The 15,624-nt window shown below is 40.3% G+C and carries 12 protein-coding genes; 5 read left to right on the top strand and 7 right to left on the bottom strand.

What is annotated here, in order from left to right; genetic code table 11:
- Positions 1-45: 45 nt before the first annotated feature.
- Complete coding sequence (locus V7L20_RS09015; RefSeq protein WP_334743742.1) at positions 46-1,839, bottom strand: ABC transporter ATP-binding protein; 1,794 nt, start codon at positions 1,837-1,839, stop codon at positions 46-48.
- A 197-nt stretch (positions 1,840-2,036) separates the two neighbouring features.
- Between V7L20_RS09015 and V7L20_RS09010 the strand changes: the two genes are divergently transcribed.
- Positions 2,037-3,098 (top strand): L-histidine N(alpha)-methyltransferase, encoded by a 1,062-nt coding sequence (locus tag V7L20_RS09010; protein ID WP_334743771.1) that lies wholly within the window; start codon positions 2,037-2,039, stop codon positions 3,096-3,098.
- A gap of 179 nt (positions 3,099-3,277) precedes the next feature.
- Here the strand turns inward: V7L20_RS09010 and V7L20_RS09005 are convergent, their stop codons facing one another.
- The 3 genes from V7L20_RS09005 to V7L20_RS08995 form a co-directional block, all read right to left on the bottom strand.
- Positions 3,278-5,332, bottom strand: a complete 2,055-nt coding sequence (locus V7L20_RS09005; protein ID WP_334743741.1) for a bluetail domain-containing putative surface protein — start codon at positions 5,330-5,332, stop codon at positions 3,278-3,280.
- A 435-nt stretch (positions 5,333-5,767) separates the two neighbouring features.
- The gene (locus tag V7L20_RS09000) at positions 5,768-5,980 is read right to left on the bottom strand and encodes a type II toxin-antitoxin system HicB family antitoxin (protein WP_334743740.1); all 213 of its coding nucleotides are present in this window, start codon (positions 5,978-5,980) and stop codon (positions 5,768-5,770) included.
- Positions 5,964-6,230: a type II toxin-antitoxin system HicA family toxin gene (locus V7L20_RS08995; RefSeq protein ID WP_334743739.1), complete on the bottom strand. Its 267-nt coding sequence runs from the start codon at positions 6,228-6,230 to the stop codon at positions 5,964-5,966. The genes V7L20_RS09000 and V7L20_RS08995 overlap by 17 nt, the downstream gene beginning before the upstream one ends.
- Before the next feature lie 194 nt (positions 6,231-6,424).
- Here V7L20_RS08995 and V7L20_RS08990 point away from each other — a divergent pair, with 194 nt between their 5' ends.
- From V7L20_RS08990 to V7L20_RS08975, 4 genes are all read left to right on the top strand, one after another.
- Positions 6,425-7,195 (top strand): pentapeptide repeat-containing protein, encoded by a 771-nt coding sequence (locus tag V7L20_RS08990; RefSeq protein WP_334743738.1) that lies wholly within the window; start codon positions 6,425-6,427, stop codon positions 7,193-7,195.
- Between the two features lie 56 nt (positions 7,196-7,251).
- Positions 7,252-7,875, top strand: coding sequence for a TenA family protein (locus V7L20_RS08985; RefSeq protein WP_334743737.1), 624 nt, complete (start codon positions 7,252-7,254; stop codon positions 7,873-7,875).
- 605 nt (positions 7,876-8,480) lie between these two features.
- The gene (locus tag V7L20_RS08980) at positions 8,481-8,744 is read left to right on the top strand and encodes a CopG family transcriptional regulator (RefSeq protein ID WP_334743736.1); all 264 of its coding nucleotides are present in this window, start codon (positions 8,481-8,483) and stop codon (positions 8,742-8,744) included.
- Positions 8,735-9,154, top strand: coding sequence for a type II toxin-antitoxin system VapC family toxin (locus V7L20_RS08975; protein ID WP_334743770.1), 420 nt, complete (start codon positions 8,735-8,737; stop codon positions 9,152-9,154). Before V7L20_RS08980 ends, V7L20_RS08975 begins: the two co-directional genes overlap by 10 nt.
- A gap of 197 nt (positions 9,155-9,351) precedes the next feature.
- On the opposite strand, the gene V7L20_RS08970 is transcribed toward V7L20_RS08975, so the two are convergent.
- From V7L20_RS08970 to V7L20_RS08960, 3 genes are all read right to left on the bottom strand, one after another.
- Positions 9,352-10,608: an AlbA family DNA-binding domain-containing protein gene (locus V7L20_RS08970; RefSeq protein WP_334743735.1), complete on the bottom strand. Its 1,257-nt coding sequence runs from the start codon at positions 10,606-10,608 to the stop codon at positions 9,352-9,354.
- Between the two features lie 150 nt (positions 10,609-10,758).
- On the bottom strand, positions 10,759-11,154 hold the full coding sequence (locus V7L20_RS08965; protein ID WP_334743734.1) for a DUF262 domain-containing protein: 396 nt from the start codon (positions 11,152-11,154) through the stop codon (positions 10,759-10,761).
- Between the two features lie 100 nt (positions 11,155-11,254).
- Entirely contained in the window at positions 11,255-15,241 is a 3,987-nt protein-coding gene (locus V7L20_RS08960) for a magnesium chelatase subunit H (RefSeq protein WP_334743733.1), read from the bottom strand.
- Between the last annotated feature and the right edge of the window lie 383 nt (positions 15,242-15,624).

Here is a 15,624-nt window from a genome sequence, read left to right as displayed (position 1 = left end):
TTTGTCTTGATTACAAGGCTGTGAAAAAATCTTACGCAAGACTATTTATTTTAGTTTGGTATCATTTTTTTCTTTCGTCTTTACTTGAGATTCCAAAATCACACCGTAGAGTGGGCTGGTTTGCATTAATTCTTCGTGAGTGCCTTGTGCTACCAATCGTCCTTTATCTATGAGAAAAATGCGATCGGCATTCTTGACGGTGCTGATGCGTTGAGCTACTACAAAAGTTGTACAAGCTTTTTGGCGCATTAAGCTATCTAGTTCGGCTTGAATATGGGCAGCCGTTTTAGCATCTATAGCCGAGGTGCTATCGTCCAAAATCAGAATGCTGTAATCAGTCAGTAAGGTACGAGCGATCGCAATTCGTTGTTTTTGTCCACCAGATAAGCCTACACCCCGTTCACCCACAATTGTCTCGTAGCCATCGGGTAGACTACTGATAAAATCGTGTATTTGTGCAGTTTTGGCAACCTCAATCACCTTATCTAGAGTTGCATCGGGTTTTGCGTAGGCAATATTTTCGCGGATTGTACCAGAGAAAAGGGTGGTTTCCTGAAATACAATACCAATCCGCGATCTGAGGCTTTTGAGGGTGAAACCTTTTACATCTCGTCCGTCAATGCGAACCGCTCCCCCCGTGACATCGTAAAAGCGGGGAATTAAATTCATAATTGTGCTTTTCCCGGAACCAGTCATCCCTAAAACGGCAATCAGCTCGTTGGGTTTGGTTTCAAAGGAAACTTCTTTAAGAGTTTCAATGCTAGATCCCGGATAGCGAAAGGAAACATTTTCAAAGGTGATTCTACCGCCACAGGTGTCAAATGGGACAGCGCCGGGGCAATCGTGAATTTCTACTTGTGCGTCTACAACTTCGTAGACTCGTTCGGCGGAAGCAGCTGATTGAGCGATCGCCGGTGCAGCAAATCCAATTAACAAAATTGGTTGGAGAATCAATGCTAAGTAGGAGTTAAACGCCACCAGTTCGCCAATGGAGAACCTCCGCCCAATCACTTGTGCTCCCCCGTAGGCGAAAACTGCCAGTGTTACCAAGTTACTCACCAAAAAGATGAAGGGGAAGATATTGTGGATGGCGCTAATGGTCTTCATGTTTGCCTTGACTAGACCATCATTCATGGTCGTGTAACGCGACCTTTCGGTTGATTCCCGCACAAAAGCTTTTACCACCCGTATTCCTAACAAGTTCTCTTGCAATACAGCATTGAGGTCGCTTAGTTGCTCTTGGACTTGCCGAAAAAGTTTGTTATTCCGAGTCACAAATTGTGCCATCAACCATGCATTTAGGGGCACTGCCGTTAGTGTAATCAGTGCTAGTTTCCAGTTCATTATCAGCAAAATCACTGAAATACTCACCAATGTCACAATTGAACTGACGACCTGAATTAAGCTAGTGCCAACAAAGGTACGGATCTGCTCAATATCGCTGGTGACACGGGTTAACAGTTGGGAAGTCTGCGCCTGGTCATGATAACTGAAACTGAGATTTTGAATTTTGCTGAAAATTTTGTTTCGCAGCTCATAAGCTACACCTTGAGACACTGCTTCTGCTAAATAGCTTTGTCCAAAGTTAAATACACCACGAGCGATCGCGGCGAGTACCATCCAAGCGGCGCTATATAGCACAATTTGGAGGTTTTGTTGAATAATGCCCTGATCAATTCCCCACCGAAATAGTTGTGGGGTAACTGCGTTTGCGATCGTCAACAGCAACAAGCTAACTAATGCTCCTAGCGAAGTCCATCGGTAAGTGCTTAAACTCTTAAGCACACGCTGGATTGACTGTATCGACGAAGTTTCCTGGAGTTCTGGTTGCTGAACCACTGGAATTCACCCCTGTATCTTTGGAAAATTATCTCGTATTTTGATTGTAAAAAAACAATTGGTCAGTTGAGAGGGGGGAATGTATCATCTATTTATGGTGGAAATTCCAAATTTTGGGACAACGGTATGGGAAAATACCTCTTTGGCAAGCATTGCGGCTAATCTTAAATACCGAAGAAAACCAAAGAACAAGAATAATGGCTCAAAATTTTCATAGCAATTCCCAACTTCCCTCGGATATGTCAACTGCTATCAATCGCACAGCAAAGCCAAGTTCTGAGTTCTACTCTATTTTTTCTGAAGAAGAAGTTTTAGGGATAATTCATGCATTAGAAGTTAGACGAGAAATCCCTCTAAAGTATTCTTATAAAGGTAGAGGAGCAAAAATATGGGATGATTTTTATCGAAAATATGTGATTCCAACATGGTATCGAACATCAAATGTAGAAATTGAACTTTTAAAGGACAATTTTCAATACTTGAATTGCAATATCCAAACTGGTAATAAAGTCAATATTGTAGATGTTGGTGCAGGAAATTCATATCCAGTGAAAAAGTTTATTAAAAGACTTAATAAACTAGGAAAAATTAATAAATATATAGCTTTAGATATCAGCGAAGAATTGCTTCATGTATCCAAAAATAATTTTACCAAATGGTTTCCTCTAGTCGAGTTCATCAGTTCCACAATTGACATAGAAAATAGTTGTGTGCCCAAAAGTTTATTCCAAAATAAAGTTAGCCTTGAACTTGACGACACAGCAAAAATCTTTTTCCACTTAGGTGTTACTATCGGTAATCATCAAAATAGAGATAAGGTACTAAAAAACTTTAGAGATAGCATGGAAAAAAATGATTTTCTGGTGTTTACTAATGAAACTGGTTCTACCTCTCAATGGGATGGAAACGTTAGAGGTGGCTGCAAGTATCATGTAGAAGAAATATATGGATGGGTTAAAAGCAAGATTGGAATTAAATCTGAAGATTGTGAATTGATCAGAAAGTATGATTTAAAAACAGATAGTATAGTTGCTAATATGAAACTTCGCCATAGTTACACTCTAAATTTTATTCAAATGGGGATAGATAAGAAGATTGAAATATCTCAAGGTGAAGAAATTACTATCTGGCGACATCATAAGTATGAAATACCTAAACTTTTGCAAGAACTAGAACGTTCTGGACTACAACTTATTCATTATAGTACTGACAAATACAAATCACATATTATGGTGATTTGTAAAATTGCCAGTAACTAACCTTTTCAATGAGACTTTCTCTGTCATATCCAAAACACTGAACTTACAGAACATTAGGGTACAATACAGTTCAGTTAAGGCTAAAACTCTGTTACAAAGCCTTAACCCAACCTACGAATATTCTGAAATGATTTTACAGCAAGGACTTTGGTGTTCTCATTCAATCGATAACACATGGTTTAGACAATGGCTAAGTTAGTTAAATTGCCTTTGTACCCACTAATCTCAATCACGGCATCAGTGAGGGCAGAAAATCCATTAATATTGTCATTAAGTGCCAAAAAAGTCCGCCCATTATTGCCTGTACTAAGGGTAAAAGTTGCCGCACCTTTAGCCACAAAAGCAGTTGCAGTCAATATCTGTTGTACATCGAAAAGATTCAGACTTGCAACAGTGCCAAGTTGAACCAAATTATCGGCTGAAACTGCATTTAGACCAACAATTTTGTCTTTACAAATGTTAAGATCAGTAATTCTATCAAAGCCAGACAGCAATGAATCACTCAAGTTGTTAAATACAAATTTATCAGCGCCCTTACTGCCTGTCAGAATATCACTACCAGCGCCGCCGTTGAGGATGTCATTACCGTTACCACCAACTAGTTTGTCATTTCCAGCTAATCCAAAGAGTTGATCGTTGCCGTTTTTACCTGAAATTTTGTCATTGCCAACATTACCTGTGAGTATATCTGTACAGTTGCCACCGTTTAAGGTTTTATCAGGAACATTTCTTTGTGTAGTAGTCTGGCTGATCAGTTGAGAGTTGGCATCATACAGATAACTGGCAACTGCATCAGTAGTACCATTGCCGTTGTTGTCAATATCTGCCGTAGTCAGTTTGCCATTGGCATCATAGTTGTAACTGGTAATCTCATCAGCAATGCCATCATTATTTTTGTCAACTACCTGTGCTGCTAGTCTGTTGTTATCATCGTAGCTGTAAGCAGTCACCTGATCAATAATGCCATCCTGATTATTGTCAATCTCCTGTGATTTCAGCTTGCCGCTAAAATCGTAGATGTAAGTACCAACCGCATCAATTACACCATCATTGTTAAAGTCATAGCTGGCGGTAGCGCGTCCATAGGTAGAGATACTGACAATATCAGCTTTGCCGTCGCTATTGATGTCACGACTATAGGATGTCTCGTTGCCGTTAGCATCATAAGTATAGGTTGCTTTAGAATAAGGATCAGCCTCAAATTTGGATGTCAATTTCCCGTTGTCATCATAAATGTAGTTTGTGATATAGTTACCGTAGCCATCGTTGCTGTTAAAAATACTTACAATTTTGGATGTCAACCTGCCATTGGCGTCATATGTAGCGGTTCTGCTATTTGTAACGTAGCCCGCTATTTCCTGACTAGAGAAAGTCTCGTTGCCGTTGGCATCATAAGTAGAGGTTGTGACCTCTTCAGCAATGCCGTCGCTGTTGTAGTCAAGGCTTTCGGATGTCTTGTTGCCGTTGGCATCATAAGTATAACTATAGGTTATGACCCCATCAGCAATGCCGTCGCCGTTGCTGTCAGTGCTTTCGGATGTCTTGTTGCCGTTGGTATCATAAGTATAAGTGTAAGCAAAATCAGCAATGCCGTCGCCATTCCTGTCAGTGCTTTCAGATGTCTTGTTGCCGTTAGCATCATAAGTATAGGTTTTCACGTAATCAGCAATGCCGTCGCTGTCGTAATCAGTGCTTTCGGATGTCTCCTTGCCGTTGGCATCATAAGTAGAGGTTTCCACGTAATTAGCAATGCCGTCGCCGTTGTTGTCAATGCTTTTAGATATCCGATTGCTATTGGCATCATAAGTAAAGGTTTCCACGTAATCAGCAATGCCGTCGCCGTTTTCGTCACGACTATAGGATGTCTGATTGCTGTTGGCATCATAAGTAAAGGTTTCCACGTAATCAGCAATGCTGTCGCCGTTGTCGTCAATGCTTTCGGATGTCTTGTTGCCGTTGGCATCATAAGTAGAGGTTTTTACGTAATCAGCAATGCCGTCGCCGTTGTTGTCAATGCTTTCGGATGTCTGATTGCCGTTGGCATTGTAAGTATAACTTGTAACAGTAGCAGCGATGCCGTCAGCACTGGCGTCAAAGCTATAATAATCATAGCTACTGAATGTCAGGTTATAGCTGTAGGTAATAACTGAGTCTATTGTCCCATCGCTGTTGTTGTCTATGCTCTGAGATATCAGTTTGCCAGCATCGTAAGTATAAGTTGTGATTGAGGTCATAAAGTTATATTCCTGAATAAATACTTGTATAACTTGTGCAAATTTTCTAAGAGGATGTCTGAGAAGTATCAAATATTTGTTGATCCCCCCTAACCCACGCCAGTCGTTCCACTTGGGGAGACCCCTACAGCCGTGCATCCTCAGGCGCTAGCTTCTCACGAATGGGAGAAGACCGCGCTCGCTCCCCTTAAAAGGGGGGAATAAGAGTCTTAAGCTCCCTCAATGGCATAGTTTGCCAATGTCAAACAACTTTTGAATTCTCTGGCTACAAGCCATGTAGCTAATCATAATCGCTATCTATAACTTAGATACGATAATCACAGTCGGTAGAATTTTTTTGGTCTTTTAACCAAGATTTTTCTGCTCCATATCTAATATGGTGTTAAATATTTATGATGCTCTTAAAAAATAAGTTTGACTTGGCTTGTGTATCAATTAAATGTACATTAAACGCGGTCTAGGTTCAGGAACTGGTCGCCCTAAATCCTTAGCCGTTTCTATCCATTCCTGCATCACTACTTCTATATTATGCAGAGCTTCTTGATAAGTATTTCCGTCAGCAGCACAGCCTGGTAATTCTGGTACTTCAGCAATAAAGGCTTGATCTAATTCACTCCAATAGAGAATAACTTCATAGCGAAACATCATTTTTATTTCCTAACTTATACTTAAGAATTACTGCACGAATTTGTTTAATTTGATAACTTTTAGCTTTTCCGATCTTATGTTGCAGGTTCAATATTTCCTCAACATCGGCTTTGCTAAAAATACGATGATCCCCACGAATCCGTTCCTCAAAGCCTAGTCGATATAAAAGTTGCCACAGTTGGGCGAAAGGGATGTCTGTATCAGAAGTCCCAGAAAGAATTTTTTCTACGAGTTTGTCTTGCTGACTCACGTTTTTATGGCTGTCTTAATGCTTCTATAGTCTCATATTTATTTAAAATCAGGGTATATGTAAATGTTTACTCAAATTTACAAGTGATATAGGCAACTACAGAGGGCAAACTGTTCAGATTGCTCATATCATAATGCTGAGGTATAAATCTGTCTCAGTTAATTTAATACTGAGTAATAAGTTTTACAAAAAACATGAAGAAGCAAATTTTAGCTATAGCTGCTTTTTTAACCACGATTAGTTTGACAACCACCGTACAAGCAGCAAATTCTGAACACGTTAAACAGTTATTGGCAACCAAGCAATGTCAAAACTGCGATTTGACTAATGCAGGTTTAGTGATGGCTGACTTATCTGGAGCCAATTTGAGCGGTGCTAATCTCACAGGTGCTAACCTCAGTCGGGCAAACTTAACTAGCGCAGATTTACGGGGTGCAAACTTGAATGGCGCGAGTTTATTTGGTGTTAACCTAAGCCAAGCTAAATTCAGTGGGGCAAATTTAGCGGGTGCTGATTTGAGAAATACCTATTTAGCAAATGCAGAACTGACTGGTGCAAACTTGAATGGCGCTAACTTCCAAGGTGCTGTTGGTATACCATCACAAATTGCTTCACCAGAGGAATTTTATGCTTTGGGTGTAGCAGAAGGGCAAAAAGGCAACCAACAGCAAGCAATCAGTTATTTTAATCAAGCGATCGCTATTAAACCAGAATTTGCGGGTGCTTATTTAGCTCGTGGTGTCGCCCGTTACCAAATACTAGATAGACAAGGTGCATTTCAAGATGCCCAAGTTGCTGAAAAATTGTTTACATCTCAAAACAATACCCCTGGAACGCAAACAGCCCAAGCTTTTATTAAAGAACTGCAAACACCCGTAAATGAAAAGGTAAGTGTTGGTAAACCCAGTTTCGTAGACTTTTTAGGAAGTCTTGGTTCAGTCTTGCTCCAGTTCTTCCCTTTTTAAGAGTGAGAGTTGAAACAACAGAGGGATAATAACAAATGACAAATGACAAATAACAAATGACTTTATCTAACGAATTATGGGCAGCAAATCAAGATTTAGCCCAAGCTTGCCTAGAGCATCCTTTCGTTCAAGGCATTGGCACTGGTACTCTTGAGCAAGCTAAATTTGCTTACTACGTGGGGCAAGATGCTTTTTTTTTAGAAGCTTTTGCCCGTGCGTACAGTATCGCCGCAGCTAAAGCACCAGACTGGTTAGGTTTCACCACATTTCATAACTTAGCTACTGGAGTTTTAGAAGAACTACGGCTGCATGGTGGCTATGCTTCTAGGTGGGGAATCAATTTGCATTCTGTACAACCAGGAGCCAATACCCGCCGCTATACTGACTTTTTATTAGCAACTGCTTGGGGTGGAGATGTGGGCTTAACAGCTGCGGCGATGTCTCCCTGTATGCGTTTGTATGCCTTTTTGGGAGAACAGTTAGCTGGTAACGGCATTCCTGATCATCAATATGCAGACTGGATTCGTACTTACAGTAGTGCAGATTTTCAACCACTAACACAACAATTAGAAAATTTAGTTGACAATTATGCCGATACCAATTCTGTTGTGTATTCAACCTATCGTTATGCAATGTTTTGCGAACGTGACTTTTTTCAGGCTGCGTGGATTTTGGATTAGTTTGTTTAATTTAAACAGCGATCGCTTGTTTGTAAAATAAAGAAATGCAATCTGTCTGTGTATATTTGACTTAGAATCTAGAGAAATAGAAAAATTTAAACTTGAATATTCACTTCTACACTAGCTATCCATAGAAAAATTTAAACTTGAATATTCCCATAAAATTTAATATAGAAGCGATCGCGCTCCCACATTTCCAAAGCGATCGCTGATTGTATGATGGCATTGTGGGCGATGTCTACGAGGTCACTGAGCGCAGTTGAAGTGCGGGCTACGTCTACGCCTTACAGAAAACCTTAAAAACAAAGCGTAGACGCATAGTAGCTTGTCGTTATACATTGCCTGTTGTGGAAAAGTAGTACGTTAGCGTAGCTTACCGTAAGTATCGCTGTGTATATTTAACTTAAATAGGACTTACGCACACACTACGATTCTTGGCGTTCTTCTCTACGAGACGCTCCGCGAAGGCGGTCTTGGCGGTTTAATAAATTAAGCTTTTTGGCGATTTTTGCGTAAGTCTTATTAAAGATAAAAAAAGTATAATAGTGAGTATCAAACCCCTATTTGTTAGAATATTTTTTATTACTAAAAAGAGAAGTTATCTGGTGGACTCTACATTTAACTGGAAACTGGAACAGACTTTACTAGAAAAAGTCATAAATCTGGCTACTGAACGAGGGCAATCTCCTAAATCAATTATCAGCGAAGCTGTTAGGCTATATCTTGAAACCCAATTGCTAGAAACAGTTGATAATGCTGTGTCTGACCCATTAATTGGCTTATTTGCAGGAACACCTGATTTAGCTACAAAGTCGGAAGATATTCTCCAACAAGAGATTACTGAAAAATCTGGTTGGACGTGGAAATAACCTTAGCAGTAGCTGATACGGGTTTTGTTGTAGCATTGTTGAACCGTTCGGATGCAATGCACAGTATTGCTGCAATAGTATATACACAACAAAAACAAATTCTGTTACCACAAACAGTATTGGCAGAATTAGCTTATTTGGTAGGACGTAATGCAGGTGTAGCTATAGTTGTAGCTTTTTTGCAAGGACTATCTGTGAGTCGATTTAGTTTAGTAGCTTTAACAGACCAAGATGTAATTCGTGTGGCGGAAATCTTGAATGAGTATGCAGATAGTCGGATTGATTTTGTAGATGCAAGCGTTATGGCTATAGCTGAACGCTATGGTATTAAAAAAATATTTACTTTAGATCAGCGAGACTTTAGATTATTTCGACCTAAGGGCTGCGATAGCTTTGAAATTTTGCCCTAAAGAAAAATAGTTAACAAAAGAGCGATCGCCTTGCAAAAAACCTCAAAAATAAGGCGTAGACGCAAGCGCAAAGCCGGAGACGCTCTACCTCAGGGCTTGTCGTTAGACATCGCCTGTTCTGGAAGGGTAAGCTATTACTTTATTTAGTTATTTAGGCATTCAATTCTCAATTTTGCGAAGTTGCCAATAATATTTTGCTATTGAAACAAGTTATATACGGCACTAATTTTTTCACCAGATAACTCTTGAGGTTGTTTTTCATGTCCGTCTCTTATATAGAGCTTATTTTCATACCATACAGGCTCTTTTCCTGCTTGTATTTCAATCATTAATACTGTATGATCATGATATGTAATAGGTGTTAATCCTGTGTTAACGCTGGTTTTTAGCCATTCTGGTAATTTAGAATCCCTAATTTTTCGACTAATATTTAGTATATATTGATCGAGCGTTATGCTTTTAATTTTAGCCTCTCTTTCTATTCCAACAATACCGAATGGGAAAAATCTAGGTGCAGATATTTGATCAAGTGCCTCAATAATTTGAGTATCTTTGTCATTGTCAGATATTCCCAGAAATATGTATCCTCTTTTTCCTTTGCCTAAATTTGCTATTGCCGCAATATTTTGACAAATTTTTTCAAAGCAATTGTTATCAAAACTCCGATTAGAACGGTTTAATGAAAATAATCCTTGTTTAAAATCATAATTTGGAGCTTCTGTTTTGGAGCGTCTTAAATAGTTCTCCAAATCTATTGCATAAGAACCACTACTACGAGTTGTTGATGTTGATAATTTAAAATAGTTTTGAATTAGTCCTTTGGTAAGACCAATATTTCTTGTTCTTTTATCTGCTGTAATACTAGCACTTACTTCTATTTTTGTCATAAGTCCCATTACCGCATTAAAAATTGCTTGGTAATCAAAAGGTTCTTTAGATTCTTGGATAATTAGATCATAAAAAGCCATAAATAATGTATAAAACGGCTCTTTAACTGGATTGCTAACTCCTCCATCACGACTAAGAATCCTTCTGAGGAAATTTTTATCGTTCCCTGAGTCTATTAAAGAGACTGAATTCCCAGCATTTTTTATGTGTGAGAGTATAGCTTTAATATCTTCTTTAAGGTGGTCTGTTCCATATCGTGTAACTGCTAATTCTATCTCATCTGATTTATCTGCATCTCCCTTGCCATAATAATTATCAAAGTTTTCTTTCCTGGCTGGGAAAGGTTTTCCTAAAGCTATAGAAAGTATTATGTCTGCTAATAATTGTTCATCTGCACTTTCTCGCAAATCAGAGTTACTTATAATACCTTGACGACACCAGAATGTATCTTCTGCAAGAACCCCATATCCTAAATTAATAGATTTAGAATCAATACTAATCTCAGGCATTTCTGAAAGAGGAACAATTTCTCTTGATACATCACCTCGAATTTCACAAGCTAACAATCTAACTAATTCTGCAAAATTGCTTGTAACTCCAGCTGATCTTACTTCTTGAGCGGATAAATGTTTTCCATTGGAATTAATTCTATTAAATACATCTTCAATCTCTTTGTTAGTGTTAGCCTCATAGATAGTAACAGCTAATGAATATTCTCAAAAATCTATACATTCTTGAGCATTCAATAAATTTTCTATACTTGTTTTTACTGGTTTAAATATTCCTTGATTACTTAGTTCATTAGCTAATGGGTGCTTTTTAACATCAAAAAACTTACCATCAATCGAAAATTGGTTTTCGATAAAGCAAAAAATGGCATTTAATCGTTGCATCCCATCAATGATTTCATACATATCTTTTCCATCTTTTTTGAACTTGCCAAATAAAATTAGTGGAATAAGATATTTTAAAAGGATGCTTTCTATTAAAGATGCTTTTTCTATTTTCGCCCATACAAGTTTACGTTGGTATCTACGATTTACAATAAGATTATTTTCTCTATAAAGACGATATAATTCCAATATGCTTATCCCTTTAGGTGTAATACTCATACTGTTTTCTTAATTATCTTTATTAGTGTGCAATCCATTTAAACTTAAAGGTGGGCTATTTGCCCACCCTAATGATTTACGCTGATTCTACTCCTTCCAACTACTCAATCCCTTCAATCCGGTCTTCAACTTCTTGGTACAACTCGCGCAGGCGATCTAAATTATCCTCGCTAGTCTCCCAATAACCGCGTCCATTCACTTCCAATAAAGTTGATACAACCTTGCGAAAAGAATGGGGATTAAGGTTCATCAATCGTTTCTGCATTTCTTCATCTTTGATGAAGGTTTCGTTAGTATCCTCGTAAATCCAGTTATCTACAGCGCCGGCTGTTGCACTCCAACCCATTGTATTTACCAATCGCTTGGAGAGTTCGCGCACACCTTCATAACCGTGATTCAGCATCCCCTCGTACCACTTGGGATTTAACAATTTGGTACGAGCATCTAAGCGCACGGTTTCTGTTAATGTCCGCACTTGAGCGTTAGCTGTGGTTGTATCTGCAATATAAGATGCTGGTTTTTTACCATCACCCCGCAGACTTGCCACAAGCTTAGTGGGATCTGAATCGAAGTAGTGAGAAACATCCGTCAAACTAATCTCGGAAGAATCCAGATTTTGGAAAGTTGCATCAGCAGTTTTCAAAGTACTTTCAAAAATCTGTCGGGATTCGTCCATTATTCCGGGGTTATCGGAATTGAATGAGAAGGATTTCCGCTTGAGATACATGTCCTGCAACTCGGCTTCACTATCCCAAGTGCTGTTTTCTACTGCCAAGTTGATATTTGACGAGTAGGAACCAGAAGCATTGGAGAAGACGCGAGTTGCTGCTTGACGGAGATTAACCCCCATTTCTTCAGCTTGTTGCAAAGCGTGTTTGCGAACAAAGTTCATTTCTAAGGGTTCATCTGCTTCAGCCGCCATCTTCACGCCTTGGTCTAGCAGGTTCATTTGGTTGATGAACAAGTCGCGGAATACACCAGAACAGTTGATTACTACATCTATCCTGGGGCGTCCTAACTCTTCTAGAGATATTAATTCCAATTTGTTCACCCGTCCCAAGGCATCGGGAACTGGACGCACGCCCACCATCCACATAATTTGCGCTAGGGATTCGCCGTAAGTTTTGATGTTATCGGTTCCCCAAAGGACACAGGCGATGGTTTCTGGCCATTTTCCTTCATTTTCTGCCTTGTTACGTGCCAAAAGCCTGTCTACAACGATTTTGGCTGATTGTACTGCTGCGGTTGTGGGGATGGATTGTGGATCGAGTGCATGGATATTCTTACCCGTGGGCAATACATCCGGGTTGCGGATGGGATCGCCACCTGGGCCAGGTAGGACATACTCACCTTCTAAGCCTTTGAGTAATGCTCCCAGTTCGTTGTCGGCACAAACTTGTTGGAGGCAGAATTCCAAATACTCAAATAAGGGTTTGAGTGTGGCTGTGTCAACTTTGGGATAACCTGCTTTATGCAATGATTCTACCCAAGGTTCTTTTTTGCCCATGTTAAAGAAATTCAACCGATAAACTAGAGAAACTCGCCCTTCTGCGTCGGTTTGCTCTTGTACAAGGGCGCTAACTGCTACACGGGTTGCTAAGGTGATGTCTTGCAGTAATTGGACATCTTGTAAAATACCCCGGTCATTATTTTGATAAATATCGTCAATGTTACGCCCAATGCTGTTGGCGATAATTCCCGGTAAGCCTTGAAGTCCTTCTTCCTGACGATCCAAGCTGGCGATATTGACGAGAGTTGCGATCGCTTCTTCTGCACTTGGTGGTTTACCAATGACGTGCAACCCACAAGGCAACAACCGAGACTCGATTTCCATCAACTTACGGTAGACGTTGCCAACAATATGATCGCGATCGTCGGTACTCATCTCTCTGGCATCGGTTTCTGGTAGGTTGATATCCTTATCCAGATTCACGATTCGGCATTTATCCATAATGCTGTTGACAATGGGAATGCCACGTCCACTATCTTTTAAAGTTTGGTAGGAAGCAATTAACTCGCTGAGTTCCTTCAAACCTTTATACAAACCAGCATTTTCTGCCGGCGGTGTCAAGTAAGAAATTGTTTCGGCATAACTCCGACGTTTGGCAATTGTCGCCTCACTCGGATTATTGGCTGCGTAGTAATACAGATTAGGAATTGAGCCAATCAAGTTATCTGGATAACAATCGCCAGACATCCCCATCTGTTTACCTGGCATGAATTCCAAGGAACCGTGTGTACCAAAGTGCAGTACAGCATCAGCTTTCCAAACTTGCTCTAGGTAAGTGTAGTAGGCTGCAAAACCGTGGTGAGGACTAGCTGAACGGGAGAACAACAGCCGCATCGGGTCGCCTTCGTAACCAAATGTGGGTTGGACACCGATGAAGACGTTACCGAATTGCTTACCATAAATTAGCAAGTTTTGCCCATCACTGTTGAGATGTCCGGGAGGTGGGCCCCAGTTTTCCTCTAGGCGTTGAGAGTATGGGGTAAGTGCCTCATACTCAGGAACCGACATTTTATAAGCAACGTTGAGTTCTGGGCTGTTGTACTGCGCCTGTGCGTCGTGGATGACTTCTTGCATCAACGCTTCGGCTGACTCTGGCAAATCTGGCAAGTCGTAGCCGTTATTTTTGAGGGCTTTCATCACCTCGTAGATGGAACCGAATACATCCAAGTAAGCGGCGGTTCCAACGTTGCCTTTATCTGGCGGGAAGCTGAAAACGGTGATGGCAACTTTTTTCTCCAGCTTCGGCTTGCGGCGGAGATTTGCCCATTTTAAGGCACGTTCGGCTACAGCTTCAACCCGATCGCGTAGGGCGATCGCTTTCCCTGTAGTCCCATCTCTACCCGATAATATAATCGGCTCAATTGCCCCATCCAATTCAGGAATTGCAATTTGCAAAGCTACTTGAATCGGATGTAACCCTAAATCGCTATCCATCCACTCTTCTGTGGTTTGGAATACTAAGGGTAACGCCACCATATAAGGACGGTTTAAGCGTTTGAGTGATTCAATTGCCTTGGGATGGTCTTGTCTGGCTGGGCCACCCACTAAAGCAAAACCAGTCAGTGATATTACTGCATCTACCAACTGTGTGTTGGTATTTGGTTCATAAAAGTAGGCATCCACAGGCTTGGAGAAATCCAAACCACCAGCAAATACAGGTAGTACCCGTGCGCCTAGTGCTTCTAACTCCTGCACCATTGCTACATAATGGGCATCATCCCCTGTAACTAGGTGAGTGCGTTGCAATACTAACCCAACACAAGGAGCTAGGGGATCTTTTAGATCATTAGAAATATCCTTACGAGCTGTATACCAATTGAGGTACTCTCTGACATCTTCAAACATACTGGGAGCCAAAGGATGCCAAATCCCTAAATCGGGATAAACCACAGGCTGTTGATATGTAGAAGGTGCAAAATTTTGTTTCTCTAAACCTTTAAATACATATTTATCAGCTAGCATCAGTAAGAAGTTCTCCAGATTTTCTGGTGAACCACCTAGCCAGTACTGAAAACTGAGCATGAAATTTCGGGCATCTTGTGCCTTGTCCATTGGGAGGAACTTCAGCACTTGCGGCAGGGTTCGCAAAAGCTTCAGCATTCCATCTTGGAATCCCGCACCGGATTTTTCTTTGCGTTTCCGCATGAATTGGGCGATCGCACTTTTTGACTGACCCAATTGTGCCAAGGAAAAGCTGCCCATTTTACTCAGGCGCATTACTTCTGGCATGGAGGGAAAGACAACGGAAACATCCAGGTGATCGCGGTGTGGTTCTACTGCTGCTACTACTTTTTGTGCTAAGTCTTCGATGAAAATGAGGGAAGCGATGAAGATATTCGCACTCTCAATTTCTCGTTTAAACTCCTCATAATTCTCTGGGTCGCGGAGTTCCTCAATCAAGTACCCGCTGATTTCAATCGCCAAGTTGGGATTGTTCGCGTTAATCGTGCGAACTGCTTGCGATAATGCACTCTGGTACTGGGACTCAAGCACGACATAGACCACCTTGATTAAATTACGTCCGCGTAAGTTATCTGGCGCAATGTGTCTAATGGTGGACTTGACGTGTGTGAACATGCTTCTTCGGCTCCTTTGATGCGTGTTCTCTACAGGAAGTTCCTAGCGGCATCAGCAGCCACAGGTAACTTGTGATTTTTAGGCAATATGTGTTTTTTATCAGAAAACACTTACCCACTGGGCATTTTATCGTCTATCTGATACAAATCGATATAAAAAACGAAATATTTCTTTGTAATTGTTGACTGTATCTAAAAGTATTTGCTCAATTTATGTAAATTTTTTGTTATATTTTGTTAGATGTAGAGTTAAATAACTATTTAACGATTTTTCCATTTACAAAATAAAACTTGCTTATGCTGACTAAAATTATCTAGTTGCGAGTTATGCTAAGTAGCAGAGAGACAGGGTTTCTTTGAGGTTAAACTGAGAAATTATTAAAG

Source organism: Nostoc sp. (assembly GCF_036916735.1).
Taxonomy (GTDB): domain Bacteria; phylum Cyanobacteriota; class Cyanobacteriia; order Cyanobacteriales; family Nostocaceae; genus Nostoc.
The sequence above is the reverse complement of the archived record's forward strand: the minus strand, read 5'-3'. Positions and strand labels throughout refer to the sequence as shown.